Source organism: Williamsia sp. (assembly GCF_036566845.1).
In the GTDB taxonomy this organism is placed as follows: domain Bacteria; phylum Actinomycetota; class Actinomycetes; order Mycobacteriales; family Mycobacteriaceae; genus Williamsia.
On sequence record NZ_DATCVM010000145.1, the window covers coordinates 1 to 25310 of the forward strand.

Annotated in this window: 25 protein-coding genes and 1 pseudogene; 16 read left to right on the top strand and 10 right to left on the bottom strand. The window is 64.9% G+C overall.

The genetic code is table 11. The features are described from left to right. Together VIQ49_RS14080 and VIQ49_RS14085 are read right to left on the bottom strand one after the other, a co-directional pair. On the bottom strand, positions 1-943 hold a 943-nt coding region (locus VIQ49_RS14080), incomplete at its 3' end, for an ABC transporter substrate-binding protein (RefSeq protein WP_414731637.1). A 145-nt stretch (positions 944-1088) separates the two neighbouring features. Beyond that, the gene (locus VIQ49_RS14085) at positions 1089-1949 is read right to left on the bottom strand and encodes an IclR family transcriptional regulator (RefSeq protein ID WP_331885596.1); all 861 of its coding nucleotides are present in this window, start codon (positions 1947-1949) and stop codon (positions 1089-1091) included. A 207-nt stretch (positions 1950-2156) separates the two neighbouring features. Between VIQ49_RS14085 and VIQ49_RS14090 the strand changes: the two genes are divergently transcribed. The 7 genes and pseudogenes from VIQ49_RS14090 to VIQ49_RS14120 all read left to right on the top strand — a co-directional run bounded on the left by VIQ49_RS14090 (position 2157) and on the right by VIQ49_RS14120 (position 7663). Continuing rightward, a complete protein-coding gene (locus tag VIQ49_RS14090) occupies positions 2157-3149 on the top strand; it encodes a TauD/TfdA dioxygenase family protein (RefSeq protein ID WP_331885598.1) in 993 nt (330 codons plus the stop codon). Positions 3150-3173: 24 nt separating this feature from the next. Continuing rightward, positions 3174-4106 carry a TauD/TfdA dioxygenase family protein gene (locus VIQ49_RS14095; RefSeq protein WP_331885600.1) on the top strand — a complete coding sequence of 311 codons (933 nt, stop codon included), beginning with the start codon at positions 3174-3176 and terminating at the stop codon, positions 4104-4106. 32 nt (positions 4107-4138) lie between these two features. Continuing rightward, positions 4139-4896 (top strand): annotated as a pseudogene (locus VIQ49_RS14100) (ABC transporter substrate-binding protein). A gap of 76 nt (positions 4897-4972) precedes the next feature. Continuing rightward, positions 4973-6049, top strand: coding sequence for a DNA polymerase IV (locus VIQ49_RS14105; RefSeq protein WP_331885602.1), 1077 nt, complete (start codon positions 4973-4975; stop codon positions 6047-6049). 45 nt (positions 6050-6094) lie between these two features. Beyond that, positions 6095-7051, top strand: a complete 957-nt coding sequence (locus VIQ49_RS14110; RefSeq protein ID WP_331885604.1) for an esterase/lipase family protein — start codon at positions 6095-6097, stop codon at positions 7049-7051. Between the two features lie 79 nt (positions 7052-7130). Further along, positions 7131-7403, top strand: a complete 273-nt coding sequence (locus tag VIQ49_RS14115; RefSeq protein ID WP_331885606.1) for a type II toxin-antitoxin system Phd/YefM family antitoxin — start codon at positions 7131-7133, stop codon at positions 7401-7403. Continuing rightward, positions 7400-7663: a type II toxin-antitoxin system RelE/ParE family toxin gene (locus VIQ49_RS14120; protein ID WP_331885608.1), complete on the top strand. Its 264-nt coding sequence runs from the start codon at positions 7400-7402 to the stop codon at positions 7661-7663. The genes VIQ49_RS14115 and VIQ49_RS14120 overlap by 4 nt, the downstream gene beginning before the upstream one ends. Positions 7664-7678: 15 nt before the next feature. Here the strand turns inward: VIQ49_RS14120 and VIQ49_RS14125 are convergent, their stop codons facing one another. Then, the gene (locus VIQ49_RS14125; protein ID WP_331885610.1) at positions 7679-8422 is read right to left on the bottom strand and encodes a type 1 glutamine amidotransferase; all 744 of its coding nucleotides are present in this window, start codon (positions 8420-8422) and stop codon (positions 7679-7681) included. A 148-nt stretch (positions 8423-8570) separates the two neighbouring features. On the opposite strand from VIQ49_RS14125, the gene VIQ49_RS14130 reads away from it, so the two are divergent. Next, positions 8571-10190: an acyl-CoA dehydrogenase family protein gene (locus tag VIQ49_RS14130; protein WP_331885612.1), complete on the top strand. Its 1620-nt coding sequence runs from the start codon at positions 8571-8573 to the stop codon at positions 10188-10190. Between the two features lie 67 nt (positions 10191-10257). On the opposite strand, the gene VIQ49_RS14135 is transcribed toward VIQ49_RS14130, so the two are convergent. The 3 genes from VIQ49_RS14135 to VIQ49_RS14145 form a co-directional block, all read right to left on the bottom strand. Next, on the bottom strand, positions 10258-10722 hold the full coding sequence (locus VIQ49_RS14135) for a histidine phosphatase family protein (protein WP_331885644.1): 465 nt from the start codon (positions 10720-10722) through the stop codon (positions 10258-10260). Positions 10723-10784: 62 nt separating this feature from the next. Continuing rightward, positions 10785-11099 (bottom strand): hypothetical protein, encoded by a 315-nt coding sequence (locus VIQ49_RS14140; protein WP_331885614.1) that lies wholly within the window; start codon positions 11097-11099, stop codon positions 10785-10787. 220 nt (positions 11100-11319) lie between these two features. Then, a complete protein-coding gene (locus VIQ49_RS14145) occupies positions 11320-13704 on the bottom strand; it encodes a phosphoketolase family protein (protein ID WP_331885616.1) in 2385 nt (794 codons plus the stop codon). 174 nt (positions 13705-13878) lie between these two features. Between VIQ49_RS14145 and VIQ49_RS14150 the strand changes: the two genes are divergently transcribed. Both VIQ49_RS14150 and VIQ49_RS14155 read left to right on the top strand, forming a co-directional pair. Continuing rightward, positions 13879-14766, top strand: a complete 888-nt coding sequence (locus tag VIQ49_RS14150) for a DMT family transporter (protein ID WP_331885618.1) — start codon at positions 13879-13881, stop codon at positions 14764-14766. A gap of 49 nt (positions 14767-14815) precedes the next feature. After that, positions 14816-16177 (top strand): NAD(P)/FAD-dependent oxidoreductase, encoded by a 1362-nt coding sequence (locus VIQ49_RS14155; protein ID WP_331885620.1) that lies wholly within the window; start codon positions 14816-14818, stop codon positions 16175-16177. A 98-nt stretch (positions 16178-16275) separates the two neighbouring features. On the opposite strand, the gene VIQ49_RS14160 is transcribed toward VIQ49_RS14155, so the two are convergent. From VIQ49_RS14160 to VIQ49_RS14170, 3 genes are all read right to left on the bottom strand, one after another. After that, on the bottom strand, positions 16276-16950 hold the full coding sequence (locus VIQ49_RS14160) for a hypothetical protein (protein WP_331885622.1): 675 nt from the start codon (positions 16948-16950) through the stop codon (positions 16276-16278). Positions 16951-17198: 248 nt separating this feature from the next. Next, positions 17199-18569 (bottom strand): FAD-binding oxidoreductase, encoded by a 1371-nt coding sequence (locus VIQ49_RS14165; RefSeq protein ID WP_331885624.1) that lies wholly within the window; start codon positions 18567-18569, stop codon positions 17199-17201. A 64-nt stretch (positions 18570-18633) separates the two neighbouring features. Then, entirely contained in the window at positions 18634-19083 is a 450-nt protein-coding gene (locus VIQ49_RS14170; RefSeq protein ID WP_331885626.1) for a flavodoxin family protein, read from the bottom strand. A gap of 147 nt (positions 19084-19230) precedes the next feature. Between VIQ49_RS14170 and VIQ49_RS14175 the strand changes: the two genes are divergently transcribed. The 5 genes from VIQ49_RS14175 (at position 19231) to mmsB (ending at position 23562) form a co-directional block, all read left to right on the top strand. Further along, positions 19231-19647 carry a hypothetical protein gene (locus VIQ49_RS14175; protein ID WP_331885628.1) on the top strand — a complete coding sequence of 139 codons (417 nt, stop codon included), beginning with the start codon at positions 19231-19233 and terminating at the stop codon, positions 19645-19647. Positions 19648-19726: 79 nt separating this feature from the next. Continuing rightward, entirely contained in the window at positions 19727-19888 is a 162-nt protein-coding gene (locus tag VIQ49_RS14180) for a DUF5302 domain-containing protein (protein ID WP_331885630.1), read from the top strand. Positions 19889-19985: 97 nt separating this feature from the next. Beyond that, positions 19986-21506, top strand: a complete 1521-nt coding sequence (locus VIQ49_RS14185; protein WP_331885632.1) for a CoA-acylating methylmalonate-semialdehyde dehydrogenase — start codon at positions 19986-19988, stop codon at positions 21504-21506. Positions 21507-21514: 8 nt separating this feature from the next. Next, a complete protein-coding gene (locus VIQ49_RS14190; protein WP_331885634.1) occupies positions 21515-22696 on the top strand; it encodes an acyl-CoA dehydrogenase family protein in 1182 nt (393 codons plus the stop codon). Next, the gene (gene mmsB, locus VIQ49_RS14195; RefSeq protein ID WP_331885636.1) at positions 22693-23562 is read left to right on the top strand and encodes a 3-hydroxyisobutyrate dehydrogenase; all 870 of its coding nucleotides are present in this window, start codon (positions 22693-22695) and stop codon (positions 23560-23562) included. The genes VIQ49_RS14190 and mmsB overlap by 4 nt, the downstream gene beginning before the upstream one ends. 86 nt (positions 23563-23648) lie before the next feature. Here the strand turns inward: mmsB and VIQ49_RS14200 are convergent, their stop codons facing one another. Beyond that, a complete protein-coding gene (locus VIQ49_RS14200) occupies positions 23649-24551 on the bottom strand; it encodes a PfkB family carbohydrate kinase (protein WP_331885638.1) in 903 nt (300 codons plus the stop codon). Positions 24552-24673: 122 nt separating this feature from the next. Here VIQ49_RS14200 and VIQ49_RS14205 point away from each other — a divergent pair. Beyond that, a partial coding sequence (locus tag VIQ49_RS14205) for an aldehyde dehydrogenase family protein (protein WP_331885640.1) occupies positions 24674-25310 on the top strand: 637 nt, incomplete at its 3' end.

The window sequence follows — 25310 nt, forward strand, 5'->3', positions numbered from 1 at the left end:
CCAGCCAGTCGATCCAGAGCTGCAGTTCTTCGGGCTTGATGACGCCACCGGGTGTGGGGATCGATGAGGACTTCCAGTACTCGGCGAGCGCGGGGTCTTCGCCACGGCCCCGCTTGGTGAGGATCTCCTTGAACTTCGCTACCACCTCCTCGCGGGGCGTGACCTGGGTCCAGCGGATGGCCCGAGCCGTGCCCTGCACGAAGTCTTTGACCGCATCCGGATTCTTGCTGATGAAGTCGTCGCGAAGGATGTAGGTGCCGTAGCTGAAGTCACCGAAGACCGCGTCGGTGAACAACACCCGGATGCCGCCCTGCTCTAGCGCCCGGTCGCGGAAGATGCCGCTGAAGGCACCGACGTCGATCTGTCCCTCGCGCAACGCCGATTCGGTGTTGATGGGCGGTACCACGAGCAACTGGACCGAAGCGATCTCGTCTTTCGAAAGCCCTTCACGTGCAAGCCATTCGCGGATGACGAACTCGGAGTGGGCGCCGAGGGTGTTCACGCCGACCTTCTTGCCGATGAGGTCGCGGGCACTCGTGATGGGCGAACCGTCGAGCACATAGAAGCCGTTGAAGGTCTCGTCGTCGGCGCCGTATGAGTCGACAACCGAGGTGATCTTCGAACCGCCCGCGTTCAGTTTGACGATGGCACCGTTGAACGCAGCGCCAAAGTCGGTGTCGCCGGTCGCGGTGGCCTGAATCGATTGCGGGCCACTGGTGGTCTCTCCGACCGACTTGATCGTGACCTTGGTGAAGTAGCCGAGTTCCGCTGCCAATTCCGGGAATTGGACGGTTGACGGTTGGCTGAGGTATCTGAGTTCGGTCTTGCCGTCTGCGGTGACGGTCGCATCGTCGGAGGACGAACCGCAAGCAGCAACGCTCACTCCTACGGTCAATGCAAGTGCGGCTGCGATGAGAACGCGCCACTTGTGAATGTGACTCACTGCTTTCCTTTCGATTCGTCCGATCAATTCGAAGCGCACAGAAGACGTCATCTAACGGACATGGAATGAAGATGTGGACCGATTGTTGACCGGGTTCCACTTGGGCTCCAACAACGTATTTCACATTGTGGAAGAAACACCACGATTAAATCGTGGCGCGTATAAGTTGATCGATGTTTGTCCGGACCGGGCCCTCGGCGACCACACCGCGCAGCAACTCGGCGGTCTGTCGCATGGCCGGGTGGATCTGATTGATCAGTGTGGGGTTGAGCCTGACGCTGCGTGCCTGAACGCCGATGGACGCCCGCACCTGACCGTCGCTGTCGAAGACAGGCACCGCAATCGCGGTGACGCCGTCGGCTGAGGACACCGAGTAGCCGCGTCGACGTGATGCCTGTACATCCGGAATGGCAGCAAGGCGCCGATCCCGGCGTTGACCGAATGCGACGATCGCCTGGCCCATCGCGCTGTCCTCGAGCCTGGTCCGGCGGGTCGGCAGCTGGTGGCCACAGAACATCGATGGCGGGCGAGCCGAATAGAGGGTCACGGCCTCACTGTGTTCGACCACACCGAGACTGGCGGTGATACGAATCCCTGACGACAACCCGTGCAGGTGAGGAGCCGCTGCTTCGATGTCGATCTGGCGGGCGGCGGTATGGGCGAGCGCGGTGATCCCGTCGCCGATCCGATAGGAACTCGGACCTTCCTTGGCCAGCAGTCGGTCGCGCACCAGCGCCTGGGCGATGCGGTGCGTTGTGCTCACCGGCAGACCGACCCGGCCCGCCAGCTCGCTGATCGTGAGTGAACGCTCCTCACCTTCCATGGCAAAGAGCACCGCGATCGCGCGCTCGACCGATTGCGAACCGGTCCGCCCGGTTGATTGCTCCCTCCTGGTCACAAGGGTCGAGCTCCGCTCCGCTCCGTCTGTCCCCACCGGGGTCGAGCTCCGCTCCGCTCTGTCTCCGGTGACAAGGGTCGAGCTCCGCTCCGCTTCGTCTCCGGTCATGTGTTCCCCCTGGGATGTGTGCAGTCCTTGGTGGACATCGTGGTCCCCCCACGGCCGGTCGCAAACAGTTGTGCGCCTGGTGAACCTATCTAGCCCCGAATTTCACAATGTGGATGTCTGCCTTGCCGGCGACCGGACCCTCCGTGATCAATGGAAATCCATCAAGGAAGCGGACAGCCCGCCTATCGAATAGAGAATGGAAGATCAATGACGGAAGTTATCAACCGGACCGGGAGTGACGCGGAACTCGACCACGCCGGCAGCAAAGAATCGGTGGCGTCGGCATTGACGGTCGAACCGATTGCCGGCTATATCGGTGCCGAGGTCTCGGGTGTGAGCCTGACCGAGGAGTTCGATGTCCGGGCGCAGCAGGAGCTCCGAGATGCGTTGTACGAGTATAAGGTGTTGTTCTTCCGGGATCAGAAGATCGACCATGCCCAGCAGATTCGGTTCACCAAGTACTTCGGACCGGTCACCGACGCTCATCCACTTGGCTACACCGACAAGTCTCCGGCCGGTTATCCCGAAGTGCTGGAGGTGGATTCGCGTACCTACGCCAGCCGCGGCGGATCCCGCAAGTACAGCTATGCCAACTTCTGGCATCAGGACGTGACCGCGCTGATCAATCCGCCGGCGGTGACGGTGCTGCGGGCCGAGCTCGTTCCCGACGTCGGTGGCGACACCACGTGGGCCGATCTCGGTGCGGCGTATGACAATCTACCGTCATCGCTGCAGCGCTTCCTTGAAGGTCTGTATGCCGAGAACCGCTTTGGTGGACGTGAGAAGCGTTGGGAGAGTGGATCAGAAGCAGAATCTCTGACGTCGCAGACACCGATCGTCAGCGAACATCCGGTGATCCGGGTGCATCCGGTGACCGGCCAGCGACTGATCTACGTCAATCCCGGTTTCACCAGCCGCATCCTCGGTGTCAGCCCCTCGCAGAGTGACCGGATCCTGGACCTGCTGTTCGAGGAGATCACCAACCCGGCCATCACCGTCCGCGTCCGCTGGACCCCGGACAGCGTCGGTGTCTGGGACAACCGGGCAACCATCCACCAGGCTCCCACCGACCTCGATCACCTCGATGTGGTCCGGGTTCTGCATCGCACCACCGTGGAAGGCGATGTGCCCGAAGGCGTCGGTGGACAGCAGTCCCGGTCCGTGTCCGGGGATCCCTTCTTCGCCCGCAAGAGTGCCTGACCAAACCCGAAAGGAACAGCAGCCATGACGATCACCGAGAACACCACCCGCACCGACCTCCAGTTCTTCCCCGTTGCCGGGCACATCGGAGCCGAGGTCGACGGAATCGATGTGCGAGATCCGCTGACACCGAACCAGTCCCGGGCCCTGACCAAGGGGTTACATCACTACAAGGTGCTGTTCTTCCGCGACCAGCAGATCGACCACGCCCAGCAGATCGCATTCTCGCGGACATTCGGGCGGGTCACGGCATCGCATCCGTACGACGACGATGCCCCAACCGAGTTCCCCGAGATCCTGAAGGTCGACAACCGGGACTTCGAGCGCAAGTTCGGGATCAAGACTGCCAGTTACACCAATGAATGGCACACGGATGTCACAGCTTTGGTGAATCCGCCGGCCGTGACGATCCTTCGTTCCGACGTCGCGCCGGTGCGCGGAGGAGACACCAGCTGGACCAATCTGGCAGCCGCGTACGAGGGTCTGCCGGACCCGTTGAAGGAACTCGTCGACGGATTGCGCGCCGAGCACCGATTCGGGGGCCGTCACCCGGTCTTCAAGCCCGACAGCAAGTACGGGGAGAAGGTGAGCAAGGCTCCGCTGGTCAGTGAACACTCTGTGGTGCGGGTCCATCCGGTGACTGGGGAACGGATCCTGTTCGTCCAGCCGGGTTTCACGCACCGGATCATCGGTTACAGCCGACGGCAGAGTGACGCCCTCCTCGATCTGCTCTTCGACGAGGTGACCAAGGCCGCGTACACGGTCCGGTTCCGCTGGCTGCCGGGGAGCATCGCAGTGTGGGACAACCGCGCCACCGCGCACCTGGCGCCGGGCGACATCAACCACCTCGACGTGGCGCGGACCCTGTACCGCACGACCATCGAGGGCGACGTTCCCGTCGGCGTCGACGGCCGGCCATCGGTGTCCATCTCCGGCGAACAGTTCGTCGGTTCCTAGGCCTGCGGCAGCACCAGACACGAGGAGGTCGCATGAGCATTCGTCCACGGGTCGCCGCCAGTGCCGTCGTTGCGGTCTTCGCCGCCATCACGATGTTGCTCGCATCGTGTTCGTCGGGCGCCACGGCGGAGGTGGGTGAGGACGGCAAGGTCTCGGTGCGGTACCAGGGGTGGGCGACACGACCAGCGGGCCGCAGGACATCCAGGCGGTCGCGACCGGCGAGATCGACACCGGTGGTGCGTTCAACGGGTCGGTGGCAAAGCTCCAACAGGCCGGATCGAAGGTGACCGGGGTTGTTTCGACCTACGGATCCGACGACCAGACGTTCTACGGCTACTACTCTCTGGAGCGCAGTGGCATCGAGACGGCGCAGGATCTGGTGGGAAAGACCGTGGGCATCAACACCCTTGGCGCCTATCACGAGTACGCCATCAAACAGTGGCTGCATCGTGAGGGTGTCTCGGACGCCGACATCAAGGAGGTCGCGCTCACCGTGGTGCCGCCGATCAACACCGAACTGGCATTGCGCCAGGGGCAACTCGACGCTGGCAACCTCGGAACCGTCTTCAAACGCAACGAGAACACCGATTTCGTGAAGAAGTGGAAGAGTCCGGGCATCCCGGTACCGGGCGGCGTGATCAAACCCGAAGAGTTCACCGTCTGGGTGGATGAAGCGGTGCGGCTCGGCGAACTGCCGGCCGGGATCAAGGTGGAGGAACTCTTCACCAACGAGTTCAATCCATCCGCGAACGGAACATATCCGCCGGACTCGAATGAGGACGGTGTGTAGGCCCACATTCGCGGGGTGGTCAGGCGTCTGGACTTTTCCAGGCGCCTGACCTCGTTCTCCCATAGTGTCGGCAGGGATGACATCGCCTCCGGTTCGCCGTTTTCGCGGCATCATGCACATCGACCTGGATCAGTTCCAGGTCTCCGTGGAGCGCCGCCGGAATCCGGACCTGGTCGGCGTCCCGGTGATCGTCGGGGGTACCGGGGATCCGATGGAACCGCGCAAGGTCGTCACGTGCGCGTCGTACGAGGCCCGGGATCAGGGTGTCCGGGCGGGTATGCCGCTACGGTCGGCGTTCCGCAAGATGCCCGACGCGACCTATCTGCCGCTCGATCATCCGTTGTACGACGAGGCCTCGGATGAGGTGATGTCGACACTGCGAGATTTCGGGTATCCGGTCGAGGTGATCGGCTGGGATGAGGCCTTCCTCGGAGTTCCCGTGGACGGCGGAGCCGTAGATCTCCGTGAGCTGGCCGGGTCGATCCGTCGACGCATCCTCGACGACAACCGGTTGTCGTCGGCGGTGGGCATCAGCGACAACAAGCAGAGGGCCAAGATGGCGACCGGCTTCGCCAAACGTGAACCGGACCATGTCTTTTCGCTGGACAACCAGAACTGGATGCCGATCATGGGGGAGCGCGGTGTCGGCGATCTGTGGAGTGTCGGACCGAAGACCACCGCCAAGCTGGAAAAGCTGGGTCTGATGACGGTGGCGCAACTGGCCGCCGAGGACCGCGATCGCCTGGTCTCGGAGTTCGGGCCACATCTGGGGAATTGGCTGAACCTCCTCTCTCGCGGGGGCGGCGACATCAACGTCAGTACCGAACCGTTCATCGCCCGCTCGCACAGCAAGGTCGAGACGTTTCCGACCGATCTCACCGATCCGGTGGAGATCGACGACGCGGTCAGCCGGCTCACGCGCGAACTCCTGGAGCAGGTGATCTCCGAGCAGCGCATACCTTTTCGGGTGGCGGTGACCGTGCGGACCAAGACGTTCTACACCCGGACCAAGTCGCACAAACTGCCGGCGCCGACAACCGACCTGGCCGTGCTGGACGCCGCGATGCTCGCCGTGTTGCACAAGTTCGAGCTCGATCGTCCGATCCGGTTGCTCGGCGTCAGGTTCGATCTGGTCATGCCGGACGAGGATTGACTGAAGTACTGGTTTCGGCGGGACGAACGCGCAAGGATGGGTCTCATGCGGTGGACACTTCGATCGGTGCTGGTCACGACAATCCTGCTGGTGATCGGGATGGGGATCGCGCCGGCGGCGCACGCCGCGCCGTTGCCGGTGACCTACAACTTCTTGGCCGGGATCCCCGCCGAACTCGTGAACCCCGGTGGATCTCTGCCCGGATCGAACGATTACACCTGCACACCCTCGGCCGAGCATCCGAATCCGGTGGTCCTGGTCCACGGAACAGCCGGCAGCCAGCAGACCAACTGGATCTCGATGGTTCCGACGCTGAAGAATGCCGGCTACTGCGTTTTCGCGCTCACCTATGGCGAGCTCTCGCCGGTGTGGCCGGCCTCCCGCATCGGCGGGCTCGGTCCGAAGGACGTCAGTGCGTGGGAGCTGAAGCTCTTCGTCGACGACGTGCTGGCGAAGACCGGGGCGGAAAAGGTTGACGTCGTGGGTCATTCGCAGGGCACCCAGATCCCGACCTACTGGGCCAAGTACTACGGCGGCGCCGCCGACATCGACAAGTACGTGTCGTTGGCACCGTATTGGCAGGGTTCTGACGACGGATCGAACTATTCGGACATCTCCGCTGTCTTCGTCGAGGGTCTGGGCCTTCCTCCGGCCGCGGTCCCGGACACGAACTGCCCGGATTGCGTCCCCGCCCCGGGTGATGTCACCTTCGAAGCGGCCATCGACGCCGGCGGCGGACCGTACGTCGAGGGCATCACCTACACCAACATCGTCACCCAGTACGACCAGTTGGTGACTCCGTACACCAGCGGGATCCTCGCGGGGCCGCCCGGCATCGAGGTCACCAACATCGTTGTCCAGGACACCTGTTCGGCTGATCGGTCCGATCATCTGTCGATCGTCGCCAACCAGCGGACGGCCGCAATGGTCCTGAACGCACTCGATCCCGAACATCCGCGCGGGGTCCCGTGCCTTGCCGTCCCGCCCTACACCGGAGCCTGAATCGATCCGATGTGTACACGACGGAAGCCAAGTTCAAAAGTGAGTACGAAAGTATTGTACGTCGACGTACAATAGGTGGATGACCACGACGCCTGGCTCCATACCCGTCTCCGAGTTGCGTGAACAGCTCGCGGCCGTGATCGACGAACTCCCGCTGCACGGCAAGGCGATTCGGCTCACCCGCCATGGGCAGCCGGTCGCAGTGTTGATGGGATATGAAGGCTTCGAGGCCCTATTGGACAGCCTCGACGACGCCGACGACTACCGCGCACTCGCGGAGCTCGATGAAGCCGGTGACGGTGAGACGATTCCCTGGGGCCTGGCGAAACGGGACCTCGGAATCACTGCATGACGTACGAGGTCAACCGGACGCGCGGCGTCGACAAGATGTTGCGCGCGCTGGAGAAGCGTGACCGCCTCCGGATCGAGGGAGTCATCGCGTTGCTCGCCGACAATCCACGCCCACCGAAAGCGACAAAACTCGTCGGCGTGCAGGACAGGTGGCGGGTGCGAGCCGGTGACTACCATGTCATCTACCAGATCAACGACGGTGTGCTCACCGTCCTGGTCATTCGCGTCGCCCATCGGCGCGAGGTCTATCGAGATGTCTGAGTTCGGGCGGCAGCGCTAGACCGACGTTCGGGCGAGGGCGAGGAACGCGTCGAGGAGGAGTCCGCAGTTCGTCCGTGATTCGTCCGCGCGGGCCGAGATCTCGGCGGTGATCTGTTGCAGATCGATGCCGCGTTCGACAACCAGCTGGCCTTCACGCGTGGCGGCCCAGCTGGCCTGCCACGTCGCCCAGACCGCCGGTGAGATCTCCGGATGGAACTGGACACCGAGGTTCTTCCCGAACGTGAAGGCCTGCAGCGCAGCCCCGTTGCGGGCGATCTCCCGGGCTCCGGGTGGGAGGGTGAAACGGTCGAAGTGCATCTGCATCCACGGTCCGCGGGAGACGAGTTCCGGGGCCACGGTTTCCACGGTCACGTATCCGTGTTCGGGTGTCTCGGAGCGTTTGACCTTGCCACCGAGAACCCGGCTGAGCAGCTGTCCGCCGAAGCAGACGCCCAAGATGGGCACGTTGGCGGCCAGAGCCGAACGCAGGTAGGCGATTTCGGCGGCGAGCCATGGAACGGAGTCGTCGTAGGCCGCCTCGGCGGAACCCATGACGATCACGAACTCGAACGTGGTCACATCGGGGAACTCATCGGACGGATGGACGATCTCGATCTCGTATCCTCGTTCGGCGACGTGTTCGCGGAGGGTGCCGGTGTCCGCGATCCCGCGATCGGTGTCGTCGTCGTGGACGAGGAACAGCGCTCGAGCCGGCGCGGTGTCTGGACGGACAGTTGCGCTCGATGCGGGAAGCTTCACCGTGGCTGTTCTCCTGGTTGCTGGATGCGTGGGCGTCCAGTATGGGGGGACTTGCGATGGTTCGCCGGTTGTGAACCTCGTGAAGTGCACATTCCCTGGAATGACCCGTCCGAAAGCGTGGTGTTTCGTCAGATGGGACGATGGTGTGATGGTCGATACACACGAAGTGATCAATCAGGTTCCACCGCTTGTCGGATACAACCCGGCCACCAGCCCGGCGTTGTCGGAGGCACTCGTCCGCGAAGGCGGTGGCTGGGGCGTCGACGAGGTCGCGGCGCTCGGTGCGATCGCCGGAACTGCGCAGGCGCAGCGGTGGGGCGAACTGGCCGATCGCAATGAACCGGTGCTGCGAACCCATGACCGATACGGACACCGCATCGACGAGGTCGAATACGACCCCGCCTACCACCAGCTGATGGAGGTGGCGGTTGAGCACGGACTGCACGGCGCGCCGTGGGCCGACGCGCGGGCCGGTTCCCACGTGGTGCGGGCCGCCAAACTCGGCGTCTGGAACGTCGAGGCCGGTCACGTCTGCCCGATTTCGATGACGTACGCCGTGGTTCCGGCGCTGCGCCATGATCCCGACCTGGCTGCGATCTATGAACCCCTGCTGAGTTCGCGCGTCTATGACCCGACGCTGTCGGTGCCGTCGGGCAAGCCCGGACTGATCGCCGGGATGTCGATGACGGAGAAACAGGGTGGCTCGGATGTCCGGGCCAACCAGACCACCGCCGCACCGAACCCGGACGGCAGCTACACACTGACCGGGCACAAGTGGTTCACCTCCGCGCCGATGTCGGACCTCTTTCTGGTCCTGGCGCAGGCACCCGGTGGATTGTCGTGTTTCTTCCTGCCACGAGTGTTGCCCGACGGCACCCGCAACCGGATGCGTCTGCAGCGCTTGAAGACCAAGCTGGGCAACCACGCCAACGCGTCGTCGGAGGTCGAATACGACGGGGCCACTGCGTGGCTCGTCGGGGATGAGGGGCGCGGTGTGCGCACCATCATCGAGATGGTGAACCTGACCCGGCTCGATTGCGCACTGGCCAGCGCCGGGAACATGCGGCACGGACTGACGCAGGCGGTGCATCACGCGCAGCACCGAAAGGTGTTCGGCGAGTATCTGATCGACCAGCCACTCATGCGCAATGTGCTCGCCGATCTGGCGATCGAGTCCGAGGCCGCGACGATGGTGTCGATGCGGATGGCCGGTGCCACCGACGCCGCCGAACGCGGCGACGACACCGAGACGCTGCTGCGGCGGATCGGCCTGCCGGCCACCAAGTACTGGCTGTGCAAGCGCGCGACCGCACATGTGGCCGAGTCGATGGAATGTCTCGGCGGCAATGGTTACGTCGAGGATTCGGGTATGCCGCGGCTCTATCGGGAGGCGCCCTTGTACGGGATCTGGGAGGGCAGCGGCAACGTCAGTGCACTCGACACCCTGCGAGCCATGGCGACGGCGCCGAAGTCGGTGGATGCACTGTTCGACGAACTCGACCGTGCCACCGGGCTCGACGATCGCTACGACCGCCACCTGGCCGGGCTGAAGAATCAGCTCTCCTCCGCGGGGGAGGCCGGCGCCCGCCGGATCGCGGAATCGATTTGTATTGCGCTGCAAGGGTCATTGATGTTGCGGCACGGTCATCCGGCCGTAGCCGAAGCGTTCGCCACCTCGCGTCTGGGCGGGGATTGGGCCGGAGCCTACGGAACCCTGCCCACCGGACTCGACCTCGCACCGATCCTGGAGCGAGCCCTCGTCAAATAGCCGTCGAGAGCCGTCGAGCGTGCCCATCGAGCCGTCGACCGTGCTTATCGAACCGTTGAGCGTGCCGTCATTCCCTCGGTATCGACATCTGGATCATCCGGTTGCCGGGATCGGGCGTCAATCCGATCTCGGCCCAGGATGACCCGATCTGCATGACCGCATATGCCGAAGTCGGGAACCGCGGGATCTGTGCGTCGGGATCCAGCGTGAGTGCGGTCGATGGCATACCCGGGTCGTGCCCGACCACCAGGATCGTCGCCGCGGCAGCGGGGGCGTGGACGCGGATCGCCTCGAAGACGTCGTTGGGGTCACCGCCGTAGATGTCGTCGAGGTAGGTGGTCGGAGCGGCGATTCCGGTGCGTTGCAACGTTTGTCGAGTCCGCGTCGAGGTGGAGCACAGGACGGCGTCCACAGTGAGCCCGGCATCACTCATCCATCGACCCGCGAGGGCGGCTTCCCGCCGGCCACGCTCGGCCAGCGGGCGTTGATGGTCGCCCACCCCGTCGGGGTATCCGGACTTGCCGTGTCGCATCAAGATCAGTGTTCGACTCACGGTTTCGACGTTAACCCGCCGGTCGACGAAATCGGGGACGATCAGGCCGTGCGGCGATGCCTGCCGGTGTTCGAGACCCTGTTCGATTCGGCCAGCGCGGTACGAAGCAGGCGCACAGTGGCGTTCCAGGCCGAAGCCTCTTGTTCGAGATGTTGCGCGCACTCGGTGTCGCCGCGGCACCATTCGAGTTCGGCGGTCTCGCGCAGTTCGACCACCTCGTCGAAGCCGAACTCGATCAGCTCGGCCAGCGCGGTGGCATCGGAGCAGGCCCACTCGATCTGGTCGCGGCTCAGCGTCATCAGCCGTTCCAGATCATCACGAAGCATCGCGCGCGTCGATGCGGTCAACCCACTCACCTGATCCAGGATGCCCTACTTCGCGCGCGACGACCACCCGCCGCGCCGACCGGTTCGCGGTAGCCGGAAGTATCGGCACGGTCGATGGTTTGATGGGCACGCTCGACGGCGCGTTGGGCACGGTCGATGGTTCGATGGGCACGCTCGACGGCGCGTTGGGCCCGGTCAACGGTTTGATGGGCACGCTCGACGGCTGGTCAGGAGTAACTTTCGCCGAGCGTCACGACCAGTGCCACTCGCGGATCTCGGGCAGATCCTCGAAATGTTCGCGGACGTAGTCGTGGTGCCGTTGCAGTTGGGTCTGGCAGAACTCGGCGAGTTCGGCACTCTTCTCGGGCACCCGACGGGTGCGGCGCAGCGCTTCGAGTACCAGATGGTAGCGACTCATCCTGTTGAGCACCACCATGTCGAAAGGCGTTGTGGTGGTGCCCTGTTCGCTGAATCCTCGAACGTGGAACCGGTCGGCGTTGGTGCGGCCGTGCAGCTGTTGATGGACCGCCCGCGGGTAGCCGTGGAATGCGAACACCACATCGGTGTCGGCGGTGAAGAGGTCGATGAACTTCTGTTCGGGAAGACCATGCGGGTGGTCGTTCTGCGGCAAAAGGACCATCAGGTCAACAACATTCACCATCCGGACCCGCAGCCACGGCACCCATTCACGAAGGAGGTGCGCTGCGGCGAGGATCTCCTCGGTCGGCACGTCCCCGGCGGCGGCGAGCACGATGTCGGGTTCTTCCTCGGCGCCGACCTCGGTCGGATGCTCGGTACCGGCCCATTCCCAGATCGATGCACCGGCAGCGCAATGTTCATTGGCCTGCTCGAGTGTCAGGTACTGCGGGTGTGACTGCTTGTCGACGACGAGGACGTTCACGTGGTCGCGGCTGCGGAAGCAATGATCGGCGACCGACAGCAGCGTGTTCGAATCCGGTGGCAGCCAGACCCGGACCACCTCGGGCGACAGCGGGATGACGGCATCGATCATACCGGGACCCTGATGGCTGAATCCGTTGTGGTCGTTGCGCCAGCAGGTACTCGTCAACAGCACGTTCAACGACGCAACCGGTTCGCGCCACGGTAGGGCCACCGCGTGCTGCAGCCACTTGGCGTGCTGCACCAGCATCGACACGCTCACCATGGCGAACGCCTCGTAGGTGGCGAACAGACCATGACGCCCCGTCAGCAGATATCCCTCCAGCCATCCCTGGCACAGATGCTCGCTGAGGACCTCCATGACCCGCCCCTCGGGGGAGATCCCGTCGTCGAACTCGGTGCGGGGCAGCTGCCAGCAGCGGTCGGTCACCTCGAAGACGGCCTGCAGTCGGTTCGACGCCGTCTCGTCCGGCGAGAACAACCGGAAGTTGCCGCCGTGGTCGGCGTCGGAGTTGTCGCGGTAGATGTCACGCATCAGTTCGCCGAGCACCTTGGTCGTCTCGTACGACGTGGCGCCGGGCGCATCGATCTGCAGTGCATACGGCTGCAGCGGTGGGATCCGGAGTGGGACGAGGTTGCGGCCGCCGTTGGCGTACGGCGTCGCGCCGAGCCGCAGATCGCCTGAGGGTGCCAGCTCGGCGATTTCGCTCACGAGGGTTCCGTCTGAGTCGAACAGATCCTCGGGACGGTACTTGCGCAGCCAATCCTCCAGCAGAGCAAGGTGTTCGGGATTGTCCCGCACACCCGAGAGTGGAACCTGATGGCTCCAGTGTGTTCCCTCGATGAGCTTGCCGTCGACCGTGTGTGGGCCGGTCCATCCCTTGGGGGTGCGCAGGACGATCGCCGGCCACTTGTTGCCACCTGGCGCGCCGCTGCGGGCGTCGGACTGGATCGTCGCGATCTCTTCGTGTGCGTCGACGATCGCCCGCGCGAGATCGGCGAACACCTCGCGGGGATCGCTGCCTTCGACGAACACCGGCGCCCAGCCCTGCCCGGACAGATAGGCCTCGATGTCGCGGTCGCTGGTCCGGCCCAGCACCGTCGGGCTCGCGATCTTCGCTCCGTTGAGATGGAGGATCGGGAGCACCGCGCCATCGCGCGCCGGATTCAGGAAGGCCGGGATCTTCCACGACCCGGACAACGGGCCGGTCTCTGCCTCGCCGTCGCCGATCACACAGGCCACCACCAGTTCGGGATTGTCGAACGCGGCGCCGGCGGCGTGGATCAACGCGTAGCCGAGTTCGCCGCCTTCATGAATCGAACCGGGGGTCTGCACGCTGACGTGACTGGGAATGCCGCCCGGGGTGGAGAACTGCCGGCACAGTGCGCGGACGCCGTCGGCGTCGGGGGAGATACGTGGATAGATCTCGCTGTAGGTGCCCTCGAGGTAAGTGGAGGCGACCAGCGCCGGGCCGCCGTGGCCGGGGCCCGTGATGTACAGCCACTTCGACCCGGTGTCGCGGATCCGGCGATTGATCAGCGTGTAGATCATCGACAGTCCGGGGCTGGTGCCCCAGTGGCCGAGAAGTCGCGGTTTGATGTGCTCGGCCTGTAGGCGCTCTCGCAACAACACGTTGTCCTGCAAATAGATCTGCGCGACGGTCAGGTAGTTGGCGGCGTCCCACCAGCGCAGGTCGATGTCGAGTTCGGCGTCGGTGTAGTCGGCCAATGACATGGTGGTCACCTCTCGGATCTGAACAGGGCATCTCGATTATCAGTCGCGGACGCGACCGGTGCAGGAACACGAGTACCTGGATGCCAGGTGTTCATTCGGACGTCGTTGCCGGGTGGGTCACATCGCGCATTCGCTCGCCTCCTTCCGCCTCGCCGGGCAAGTAGTGTCAGGAGCGTGCACCTGTTCCTCCCGGCGCTGTTGGCGACGCTGTCAGCTCTGCTCGTCGCCACCGGGACCCTCGTGCGTCAACGCTCCTCGACGCCGTCTGGTGGCATCACCAGACGGTGGTGGCTCGGGGTTGTGATCGCGGCCGGTGGCTTCGCGCTGCAGGCCGCCGCGTTGGGCCTCGGATCGCTACTCCTGGTGCAGCCACTCATTGTGTTGTCGGTGTTGTTCGCGTTGCCGATGGAGGCCTATCTCGACCATAGGCGTCTCAATTTCCATGAGTGGAAGTGGGGCGTGATCCTCACGATCTGCATCGCCGCGTTTGTGGTGATCGCCCAGCCGGAACCGGGTCTGGACAACGTCTCGGTCGGGGTCCTGGCCGCGACGATCGTAGTGGTGGTGTCGGTGCTGGCCGCGCTGGTCGTGGCCTCGCGATTCGTCTCGCCGCACCACCGGGCGCTCCTGTTGGGGTCGGCGTCGGGTCTGCTCACCGGTGTGCAGGCGTTTCTGCTCAAAGGTGTGATGACCCAGCTCGAGGACGGCTTTGTCCAAGTCTTGGTGCATCCGGAGATCTACCTGATCATCCTCGTCGCGGCCGGGTCGGTGATCACCCAGCAGCTCGCGTTCGCGGCGCACGACCTCCAGACGTCGTTCCCGGCGATGACCGTCTGGGAGCCCGCCGTCGCGATGGCCCTCGGTGTGTTGATCCTGGGTGAGCGCATCGACGTGAACTGGATCGAAGGCGTGGTCGCCGGCGTTGCACTCGTGGTGATGTTGCGGGCGGTTTTCGTGCTGGCGCGGCACGCCGCGGAACGCGAGACCGAGTTCGAAGTCGAGCTGATACAGAAGGCTGCGTCCGCGCCCGGGGACAGCGCGATGGGACCCACGGACCACTGACCCGTGCCCACGTCTGGAACCTGTTGGGGTGCAGTGGCAAGGTGGGGTGATGGCAGACAGCGAGTACGACGTCGTAGTGATCGGTGGAGGGCCAGCGGGCGAGGTTGCGGCGCAGTATGCCATCGCCGGATCATCACGGACCGCGGTGATCATCGAGCATGAACTCCTCGGCGGTGAATGCTCCTATTGGGCCTGCATGCCCAGCAAGGCGTTGCTGCGACCGGTTGCGGTCCACGCGGCCGCTCGCCAACTCGACGGCATCAAGGTCGGCAAGAAGATGCTCCCGGAGGAACTGCTGCGTCGCCGGGACGCCTGGGTGCGCGACTACGAGGACGAGGGCCAGGTGAAGTGGGCCCACGGGATCAACATCGACGTCATTCGCGGCCACGGAATCCTGGCGGGGAAGCGGACGGTCGAGGTCGACAACGGTGGCCGCACCAAAATCGTCAAGGCCCGTCAGGCGGTTGTCGTGGCGACGGGGAGCACGCCCGTCATTCCCGACATCTACGCACCTGCGCAGCCCTGGACCTCCCGCGACGCCACGGGTGTCCGCGAGATCCCCGGGTCGCTGATCGTGGTCGGTGGCGGCGTGGTCGCCTGCGAGGCCGCAACGTGGATGGCCGCGCTCGGCACCAAGGTCACGCTGCTGGCGCGCGGTCCGCTCCTGGCGAAGTCGGAGCCCTTCGCCGGGGAACTGGTGGCCCAGGGCCTGACCAACAGCGGCATCGACGTCAGGTGCGGCGTGAAGGTGTCCGAGGTGGTCCGGCCGGTCGCGGCGGACACGGGGGTCGGCCGCATCCACGGCGATGCGGTGACGGTGACGGCGGCGGGCGAGTCGATCACCGCCGACGAGATCCTGGTGGCCACGGGCCGACGCCCCACCCGTGACGGGATCGGGCTCGATTCGGTCAACGAAGACGCCTCGTGGCTGTACTGGGTCGGCGACGCCAGTGGTGGTCCGGCGCTGACACATTGGGGTAAGTATCAGGCTCGAAATGTCGGGCACACCATCGCAGCCCGCGCCGAGGACCGCACCCCGCCGCCGGTGCCGGCCGACGTTCCCGTCCCGCAGGTCGTGTTCACCGATCCGCAGGTGGCCGGCGTAGGGCTCACCGAACGCGAGGCGGTCGGCAAGGGGATCGACGTGAAACTCGCCGACGTCGACATGACCTCGGTGGCCGGTTTCGGTCTGCTGCGGGACGACGCCGGCGGCCGAGCCCGCCTGGTGATCGACCGGGCTTCCGACGTCATCGTCGGCGCCACATTCGTGGGCCCCGAGGTCGACGAACTCGTCCACGCCGCAACCATCGCGATCGTGGGACGCGTACCGATGTCAACCCTGTGGCATGCGGTGCCGTCGTACCCGTCGGTGAGTGAGGTCTGGCTCCGACTGCTCGAGGCGATCGACTGACCCCCCCCACCCCAAATTCGCTCCGCCTGCCGTGATTCGCTCCGGGTGCAACCGGAGCGGACGTGGGGAGGCGGCGCGAATTTTGGGGCGTCGCGCAGTCATGTTTGAACCGAGAACCAGCCCTCGGCCCTTTCGAGCGACGTGTCCAGCGGCTGTGGTGTCACACTCGGGTCCCCGGCGGCACTGAACGGACCTCCGTCGAACAGCGCCAGGCCGGTGCAGGTGAAGGTTCCGGTGATCGACTCGTCGTCGAAACCGGTCAGGGTGACGTCGCAACCGGTGTGCATGCTGTCGGCGAAGTAACCGCCGTCCACTTGCAGACCCATGAAGGCATCTGCCACCTGATGCGGGACGTCGTCGGGCAGATTGCCCGCGGTCTCGCCGTCGATGGTGAGCAGGATGCCGGCGGAGGCATCGCCGAACTGGATGTCGATCTCCTTGCCCGACGTGCTGTATTCGCCTGCGCTCGAATCTGTTTCGACGGTCACACACTGGGTGGTGCCGTCGGACAGGGTCACGGAGTAGCCGGCCGTACCGGTGACGTAGTCAACCGAAGATGTCGGCACGGCCAGTGGTCCGGTTGGTGGGTCGCCACAGTCGGCCGCGGTGTTCGTCGTCGCTTCAGTAGTGGTCGATGTGGTCTCGGTGGTCGTCGACTGTGCGACGGGAGTGCCGTCGTCCGAGTCGTCCGAACAAGCGGTGAGCAGGCCCAGGCCAATGGCGCTCACTCCGAAGACGGTCGCGACCAGGCGGGTGGATCGGTTGCCGGACACGGGCTCCTCCTAGAACGACGTGGGGGGGTCGGTCAAAAAGGTAACGCCGCGATCTGGGCGCTGGCCAGCAAATGCAACTGTTTGACTGCCCCCGGCCACCTACCCCCGCCCGTGCCCAACCCCTCCCGAATTCGCTCCGCCCGCCTGCGAACGCTCCTGTTGCACCCGGAGCGTTCGTCAGCAGGTGGAGCGAATTCGGGGGTGGGGTGGCGGGGCGGGGCGGTTGGGAGGGTGGGGAGGAGCAGGGGCTACAGCATGGTGCCGGGGTTGAGGATGCCCAGCGGGTCGAGGGTGTCTTTGATGCGCCGGGTCAGTTCGATGACGTCGTCACCGAGCTGGTCGGGCAGCCATCCCTTCTTGAGCCGGCCGACGCCGTGTTCGCCGGTGATGGTGCCGCCCAGTGCAATTGCCAGATCCATGACCTCGCCGAAGGCCGCGTTGGCGCGAGCTGTCTCGTCGGGGTCGGTCGGATCGTGCACGATCAGCGGGTGGGTGTTGCCGTCGCCGGCGTGTGCGATCACCGAGATGAGCACCCGGCGGTTCGCGGCGATGGCCTCGATGCCGTCGATCAGATCGGGCAGCTTGTGCAGTGGGACGCCCACGTCTTCGAGGAGTAGCGGTCCGATCTTCTCGACCGCGGGAATCGCGAAACGTCGTGCCGCGGTGAAGGCCTCACCCTCGTCGGGGTCGTCGGTGGAGAAGACCTCGGTGGCCCCGCAGTCGGTGAAGGCCTGTTCCATGACGGAGACCTCGGCGGCCGCGGCAGCACCGGGTGCATCGGATTGGGCGACGAGTAGGGCTCCGGCGGACCTGTCGAGTCCCATCTTCAGGTGATCCTCGACGGCGTTGATCGCGACCTTGTCCATGAACTCGAGCATCGCCGGGCGAATGGTCGAGGTGATGGCCAGGACGGCCTGTGACGCGGCGTGCACGGATGCGAACGACGCCACCACCGTCGATGCCGGCGGCTGCGGTGGCAGCAGCCGCAGGGTGACCTCGGTGATGATCCCCAGGGTGCCTTCGCTGCCCACGAAGAGTTTGGTCAGCGACAGCCCGGCGGTGTCCTTCAGGCGGGGCCCGCCGAGGCGGACGGCGCGTCCGTCGGCCAGGACCACTTCGAGCCCGAGGACGTAGTCGCTGGTGACGCCGTACTTGACGCAACACAGTCCGCCGGCGTTGGTGGCGGCGTTGCCGCCGATGGAGCAGATCTCGAAGGACGACGGGTCCGGCGGATACCAGAGATGGTGTTCCTTGACCGCCGCTTTCACCTCGGCGTTCAGCAGGCCGGGCTGGCAGATCGCGGTGCGGGTCACCGGATCGACGGTGATGTCGCGCATCTTCTCGGTGGTCAGGACGATGCCGTCCGACTGTGCCGTGGCGCCGCCGGACAGTCCGGTCCCGGCGCCGCGGGGGATGACCGGGATCCGGTGTTCGGCGCACCAGCGGACCGTCGCCTGCACATCGGCGGTGCTTGTCGCCCGGACGACGGCGATCGCGGTCCCGGCGTCCGGATCGGCCGCCCGATCCTGCCGGTAGCCTGCGACGATGTCGGGGTCGGTGACCACCACGCCGTCCGGGAGCGCGGACACCAGATCGGCTACTACGGTTGCTGTCGACATGTCCGCAGCGTAATCCGCGCCGGGGGTGCGGGTCAGGGAGACGGAGTTCGGGCGCCGAGCCGGATCAGGCGCCGATCACCTTGGTCAGGCCTTCGGCCCATTCGGTGGCCTGAGCCTTTGCGGCCACCTTCGACGACATGTCGTGGCGTCCGTGCTCGCCGACCTGGGTCGCGCCGAGTTCGGTCAGCTTCTCGGCGATGATCTCGCCGCCGCGGTTGAACGTTTCGTCATAGACACTGTCGCCGAGTCCGAAGACGGCAAACCGCAGGCCTGTGAGGTCGGGCTTTTCGTCGTCGAGGCCCTCGGCGAACGGTTCGGCCCCGGTCGGGAGTTCGCCGTCGCCGTAGGTGGAGCAGACCGCGACCACGAAGTCGTCGGTGTCGAGATCTTCGACCGCGAAGTCGGCCATGTCGTACATCGACACATCGTGTTGCTGGGCCAGGACGTCGGAGATCGCATCGGAGACGAGTTCCGCGGTGCCGGTCTCACTGCCGTACAGGATCACAACAGGCATTTGCATCTCTTTCTATGTGGACATTTGGCGACTAAGGGTAACCTAATGGTCGGCTGGTTCGACCCGGGTAGTCGCGTCAGGGGAGTGACTTTAGCGAATAAGGGTTGGTAATCCCAGTTCGCGATCGGGGCTCGGTAACCTGGGCGGATGAACCGCGATGATGGCGAAGAGGCCGAGAATGCCCTTGATCCGAAGGGGCACAAGACCGGGCTATGGCGTGAGGCCGATGCGCGGCGGGGAGATTCTGTCGGTAGCTACCACAATGGGCGTCGAGAAGGATTGTGGCGGCACTACTTTCGTGATGGCACCGTGCGTTCCGAATCGAACTACCGCTTCGGGATCCTTCATGGCGAGAGTGTTTGGTATCGCGACACCGGAAGTCTGCTGCAGAAGGGGACCTTCGTCGACGGCGAGAAGACCGGTCTGTGGGAACGGTGGAGCCCGGAGGGCAACCTCATCGATCGGGGGCATCGGGAGGACGGCAAGAAGACGGGGGAATGGCAGTACTTCGCCGCGGACGGATCGGTGGAGAAAACCACTGTCCATCGGCCGCATACGGCCTGAGTCCGGCTGCAGGAAAATTGCCTGACATCGCGACCTGCGGTGGCTACGCTCGCGAAAGACCCAAGTGAAGGGAGACGGCATGACTGCCGATTCAGAAACCAAACGTAAGTTCCGCGAGGCCCTCGAGCGCAAGAAGCAGAAGGGACAGCTGGCCGAAGACCACAAGGACGCCGGATCGAAGGCCGGTGGTCAGCACGGTCCCGAAGGTGGGCCGCAGCAGTTCCGGCGTAAGACCGGGTAGGGGCCGTCCCGCAGTCATCTACGAACCCTCGCAATACTAGGAGATCCTAGTATATAGTGATCGAGACAACACGTTCGTAGATGACTGTGAGGACCCCATGACCAGGCAAATCGACCACTTTGTGGACGGCGTTCGCACTGCCGGAACCAGCGGCCGCACGGCCGATGTGATGAATCCCAGCACCGGTAAGGTGCAGGCCACCGTCCCGATGGCCAATCAGGCCGACATCGATGCCGCCGTCGCCGGCGCCGTCGAGGCGCAGAAGGTGTGGGCTGCGTGGAACCCGCAGCGTCGCGCCCGCGTGATGATGCGGTTCGTCGACCTGGTCAACCAGAACGTCGACGAACTCGCCGAACTGCTCTCCATCGAGCACGGCAAGACCATCCCCGACGCCAAGGGCGACATCCAGCGCGGCGTCGAGGTCATCGAGTTCGCCATCGGCATCCCGCACCTGATCAAGGGCGAGTTCACCGAGGGTGCCGGCACCGGCATCGACGTGCACTCGGTCCGTCAGCCCCTCGGGGTGGTCGCCGGCATCACGCCGTTCAACTTCCCGGCCATGATCCCGCTGTGGAAGGCCGGCCCCGCGCTGGCCTGTGGCAACGCCTTCATCCTCAAGCCCTCCGAGCGTGACCCCTCCGTGCCGGTTCGTCTGGCCGAGCTGTTCCTCGAAGCCGGTCTGCCTGCCGGTGTCTTCCAGGTCATCCACGGTGACAAGGAAGCTGTCGACGGACTGCTCAACCACGAGGACGTCCAGGCATTCGGCTTTGTCGGCAGCTCCGACATCGCGCAGTACATCTACTCCACGGCAGCGGCAAACGGTAAGCGCGCCCAGTGTTTCGGTGGCGCCAAGAACCACATGATCATCCTCCCCGACGCCGACCTCGATCAGGTTGTCGATGCGCTGATCGGTGCCGGCTACGGCAGTGCCGGCGAGCGTTGCATGGCGATCTCGGTTGCCGTGCCGGTGGGTGAGGCCACCGCAAACCGCTTGCGCGAGAAGCTGGTCGACAAGGTCAACGCGCTGCGGGTCGGCCACAGCCACGACATCAAGGCCGACTACGGGCCGCTGGTCACCAAGGCCGCCCTCGAGCGCGTCAAGGACTACATCCAGCAGGGTGTCGACGCCGGCGCCGAACTGGTCATCGATGGTCGCGAGCGCGCAGCGACCGATCTGACATTCGACGGTGAGAGCCTCGACGAGGGCTACTTCATCGGACCCACCCTCTTCGACCACGTGAAGAAGGATCAGACGATCTACACCGACGAGATCTTCGGACCCGTTGTCTGCATCGTCCGGGCCCACGATTACGAAGAGGCACTGGCCCTTCCGACCGACCACGAGTACGGCAACGGTGTTGCGATCTTCACCCAGGACGGCGACGCCGCACGCGACTTCACCTCGCGGGTGCAGGTCGGCATGGTCGGCGTCAACGTGCCGATCCCGGTGCCGGTGGCCTACCACACCTTCGGCGGCTGGAAGCGTTCCGGATTCGGCGATCTCAACCAGCACGGAACCGCGTCGATCAACTTCTACACCAAGGTCAAGACCATCACCACTCGCTGGCCTTCGGGTATCAAGGATGGCGCCGAGTTCGTCATCCCGACCATGGACTGAGGTTTTCGATGTCAGATGAGACCTTTTCGCCGTTCGAACTGAGCGCGGACGACAAGGTCATCGTCGATACCGCGGCGGCCTTCGCGCGAAAGCGCCTGGAGCCCAGCGCCCTCGACTGGGATGAGCGCAAGCATTTTCCGGCCGAGGAGCTACGCGAAGCCGCCGGGCTCGGCATGGCCGGGATCTACACGAGCGAGGATGTGGGAGGTAGCGGACTCCGCCGTATCGACGGTGTCCGAATCTTCGAGGAGTTGGCCAAGGCCGATCCCACCACCGCCGCATTCTTGTCGATCCACAACATGTGCACCTGGATGGTCGATTCCTACGGCACCGAGGAGCAGCGCCGGACGTGGGCGTCGAAGATGGCATCGATGGAGGCCATCGCGAGCTATTGCCTGACCGAGCCGGCTGCGGGAAGTGACGCTGCGGCGTTGCGTACCAAGGCCGTTCGGGACGGCGATCACTACGTCCTCGACGGGGTGAAGCAGTTCATCTCCGGTGGCGGCGTCTCCGACGTGTACATCGTCATGGCGCGCACCGGCGCCGAGGGTCCGCGTGGGATCTCGACGTTCATCGTGCCGTCGGACACCCCCGGGCTGTCCTTCGGCGTCAACGAGCAGAAGATGGGCTGGAACGCGCAGCCCACCGCGCAGGTCATCATGGAAGGTGCCCGCGTCCCGGCCGCCAATCTTCTCGGTGGAGAAGAAGGCAAGGGATTCGGCATCGCGATGAACGGCCTCAACGGCGGCCGGATCAACATCGCGGCCTGCTCGCTCGGTGGTGCGCAGGCGGCGTACAACAAGGCCATCACGTACGTCTCTGATCGAGAAGCCTTCGGCGGCAAACTGATCAACGAGCCGACGATCCGGTTCACGCTCGCCGATATGGCCACCTCACTCGAGACCGCACGGCTCATCCTCTGGAAGGCCGCAAGCGCGCTCGATGCAGACCATCCCGACAAGGTCGAGTTGTGTGCGATGGCCAAGCGGTACGTCACCGACACCTGCTTCGACGTCGCCGATCAGGCGTTGCAGTTACACGGTGGGTACGGGTACCTGAAGGAATACGGTCTGGAGAAAATCGTCCGCGATCTCCGGGTGAACCGAATACTGGAGGGCACCAACGAGATCATGCGGGTTGTGATCGGCCGGGCAGAGGCCGACAAGTCGACAAAGGGGCAGTACCTATGAGCACCATCGCGTTCCTCGGACTCGGTCACATGGGTGGACCCATGGCCAAGAACCTGGTGAAGGCCGGACACACCGTGCACGGATTCGATCCGTCGCCCGAGGCGAGTGTGGCCGCGACGGCTGACGGGATCGAGGTGTTCGCCGGCGGGATCGAAGCGGTGGCCGACGCCGACGTCGTGATCACGATGTTGCCGCACGGTAAGGCCGTCATCGACTGCTACTCGCAGATCCTGCCCGGTACCAAGACCGGTGCGCTGCTCATCGATTCGTCGACCATCTCGGTGGAGGACGCCCGCAAGGTGCACCAGCAGGCAGCGGACCACGGTTTCGCCCAGCTCGACGCCCCGGTCTCCGGCGGTGTCAAGGGTGCCGACGCCGGCACCTTGGCCTTCATGGTCGGCGGCAGCGACCAGGCCTTCGTGGCCGCCCAGAGCATCCTGGATCCGATGGCCGGCAAGGTGATCCACTGTGGTGGTTCCGGGGCCGGTCAGGCCGCCAAGGTCTGCAACAATATGGTGCTCGCCGTACAGCAGATCGCGATCGGTGAGGCATTTGTCCTGGCCGAGAAGCTCGGCCTCGAGGCACAGGCCCTCTTCGACGTGATCACCGGTGCGACCGGCAACTGCTGGTCGGTGCACACCAACTGCCCGGTGCCCGGACCGGTTCCGACATCGCCGGCGAACAACGACTTCAAGCCGGGGTTCGCCACTGCACTGATGAACAAAGACCTCGGTCTGGCCATGGCCGCGGTCGAGTCCACCGGCGCGATCGCCCCGCTGGGCGAGCACGCCGCGACGCTCTACGCCGACTACGCACAGGAGAACGGCGCGAAGGACTTCAGCGCCATCATCGAAACCCTGCGCTGATCAACCGGTCCAACCACTTCGCTCACCTCCCCACGCTCCCGCGGCCTGCGCGAGTGTGAGGTCGGTGGGCGGAGTTCGTTTTCCGGCTACATACCTGCCCGCGCACCGACGTACGAGACAGACCGTGCGGCGGCCGAATTCGCGGTTCTGGCTGCCTCCATCAGCGTGGCACCGGCGGCCAGGTGTGCGGCAAAGACGCCGTTGAACGTGTCGCCGGCGCCGGTGGTGTCCCGGACCACGGCGGGTTCCGCGTCGAGGTGTTCGAAGCCGTCTGCCGGGGTGCCGACCAGGACGCCGCCGGACCCCAAGGTGACGATCACCGGGGCTCCGGTTGTCTGCATGAGTGCGTCGGCGGCTTCTCCGACCGTGTCCGCGTCCTTGCCCGACATCGCCGCCAGGGCATGGCATTCACCGGCATTGGGGGTGAGGATCGGGTGGTGACGAAGTACCTCCGCCAGTTCCGGGATCGGGGGAGCGGGATTCACGATGCACCACACGCCCGCAGCCTCCGCGGCACGGACCGCGGCGACCACCGCATCACCGGGTATCTCGGTGCTCACCAGGACACAGTCGCTCGGCGGGCTGCGTTTCGTGATGGCCTCGTCGACCTGCGCGGCATCGACCTCCGCATTTGCCCCCGACCCGACCGCGATCTGGTTCTCGCCGGCCTCGTCGACAACGATCAACGCGACGCCGGTGGGGGACTCCGCCGACACCGATACCGATCCGATGTCCACGCCGTCGGCCCGGAGTTCGGCCAGCGCAGATTCTCCGTTGTCGTCGGACCCGACCGCACCGATCAGTTCGACTTGGGCACCGGTTCGAGCGGCGGCGACAGCGGCGTTGGCGCCTTTGCCGCCTCCGTACCGGTCCATCCGCGGCCCGACCACGGTCTCGCCGGGTGCGGGGAGGCGCGGCGTGACGACCACCAGGTCGACGTTGATCGCACCGACCACCTGAACGCGGCCGCCTCGGCAAGGAATGTTCATACGTGTCCGTTCTGTGGTTCACAGCTCCGTGGTTCGCAGCTTTGGTGCCAGCACTTACTTAACACCGGGACCTGTCACTGGTAGAGAGGTAGGTAACCCCATCCAGGTGCGAGGAGAAACCGATGACACCCGCCAATACCCATAGGTTCTACATCGATGGTCAATGGGTCGACCCCATCTCGGCCAAAACCGTCGACGTCATCAACCCGGCGACCGAACAGACCATCGCCACCATTGCGCTCGGAGATGAAAAGGACGTCGAACGCGCCGTCACGGCCGCCCGACATGCCTTCGACGCTTTTGCCGCCACCACTCGCGAAGAACGAATTGCGTTGCTGGAGCGAGTGATCGAGGTGTACAAGACGCGACTGGGTGATCTTGCCGAAGCGGTCAGTTCAGAGATGGGTGCGCCCGCCGGTCTGGCCGCGAAGGCCCAGGCACCCTCGGGTCTCGGGCATTTCATGTCCACCCTCAAGGTGCTCAAGAGTTTCGAGTTCGAGGAGAAGATCGGCTCGACGACGGTGGTCCAGGAGCCGGTGGGCGTCTGCGCCTTCATCACGCCGTGGAACTGGCCGCTGAACCAGATCGGGGCCAAGGTCGCCCCGGCGCTGGCCGCCGGTTGCACGATCGTCCTCAAGCCCTCGGAGGTCGCTCCGCTCAACGCCCTGGTCTTCGCCGAGATCATGGACGAAGCCGGGGTGCCCGCCGGTGTTTTCAACCTCGTCAACGGTGACGGGCCGACTGTCGGTGTTGCACTGT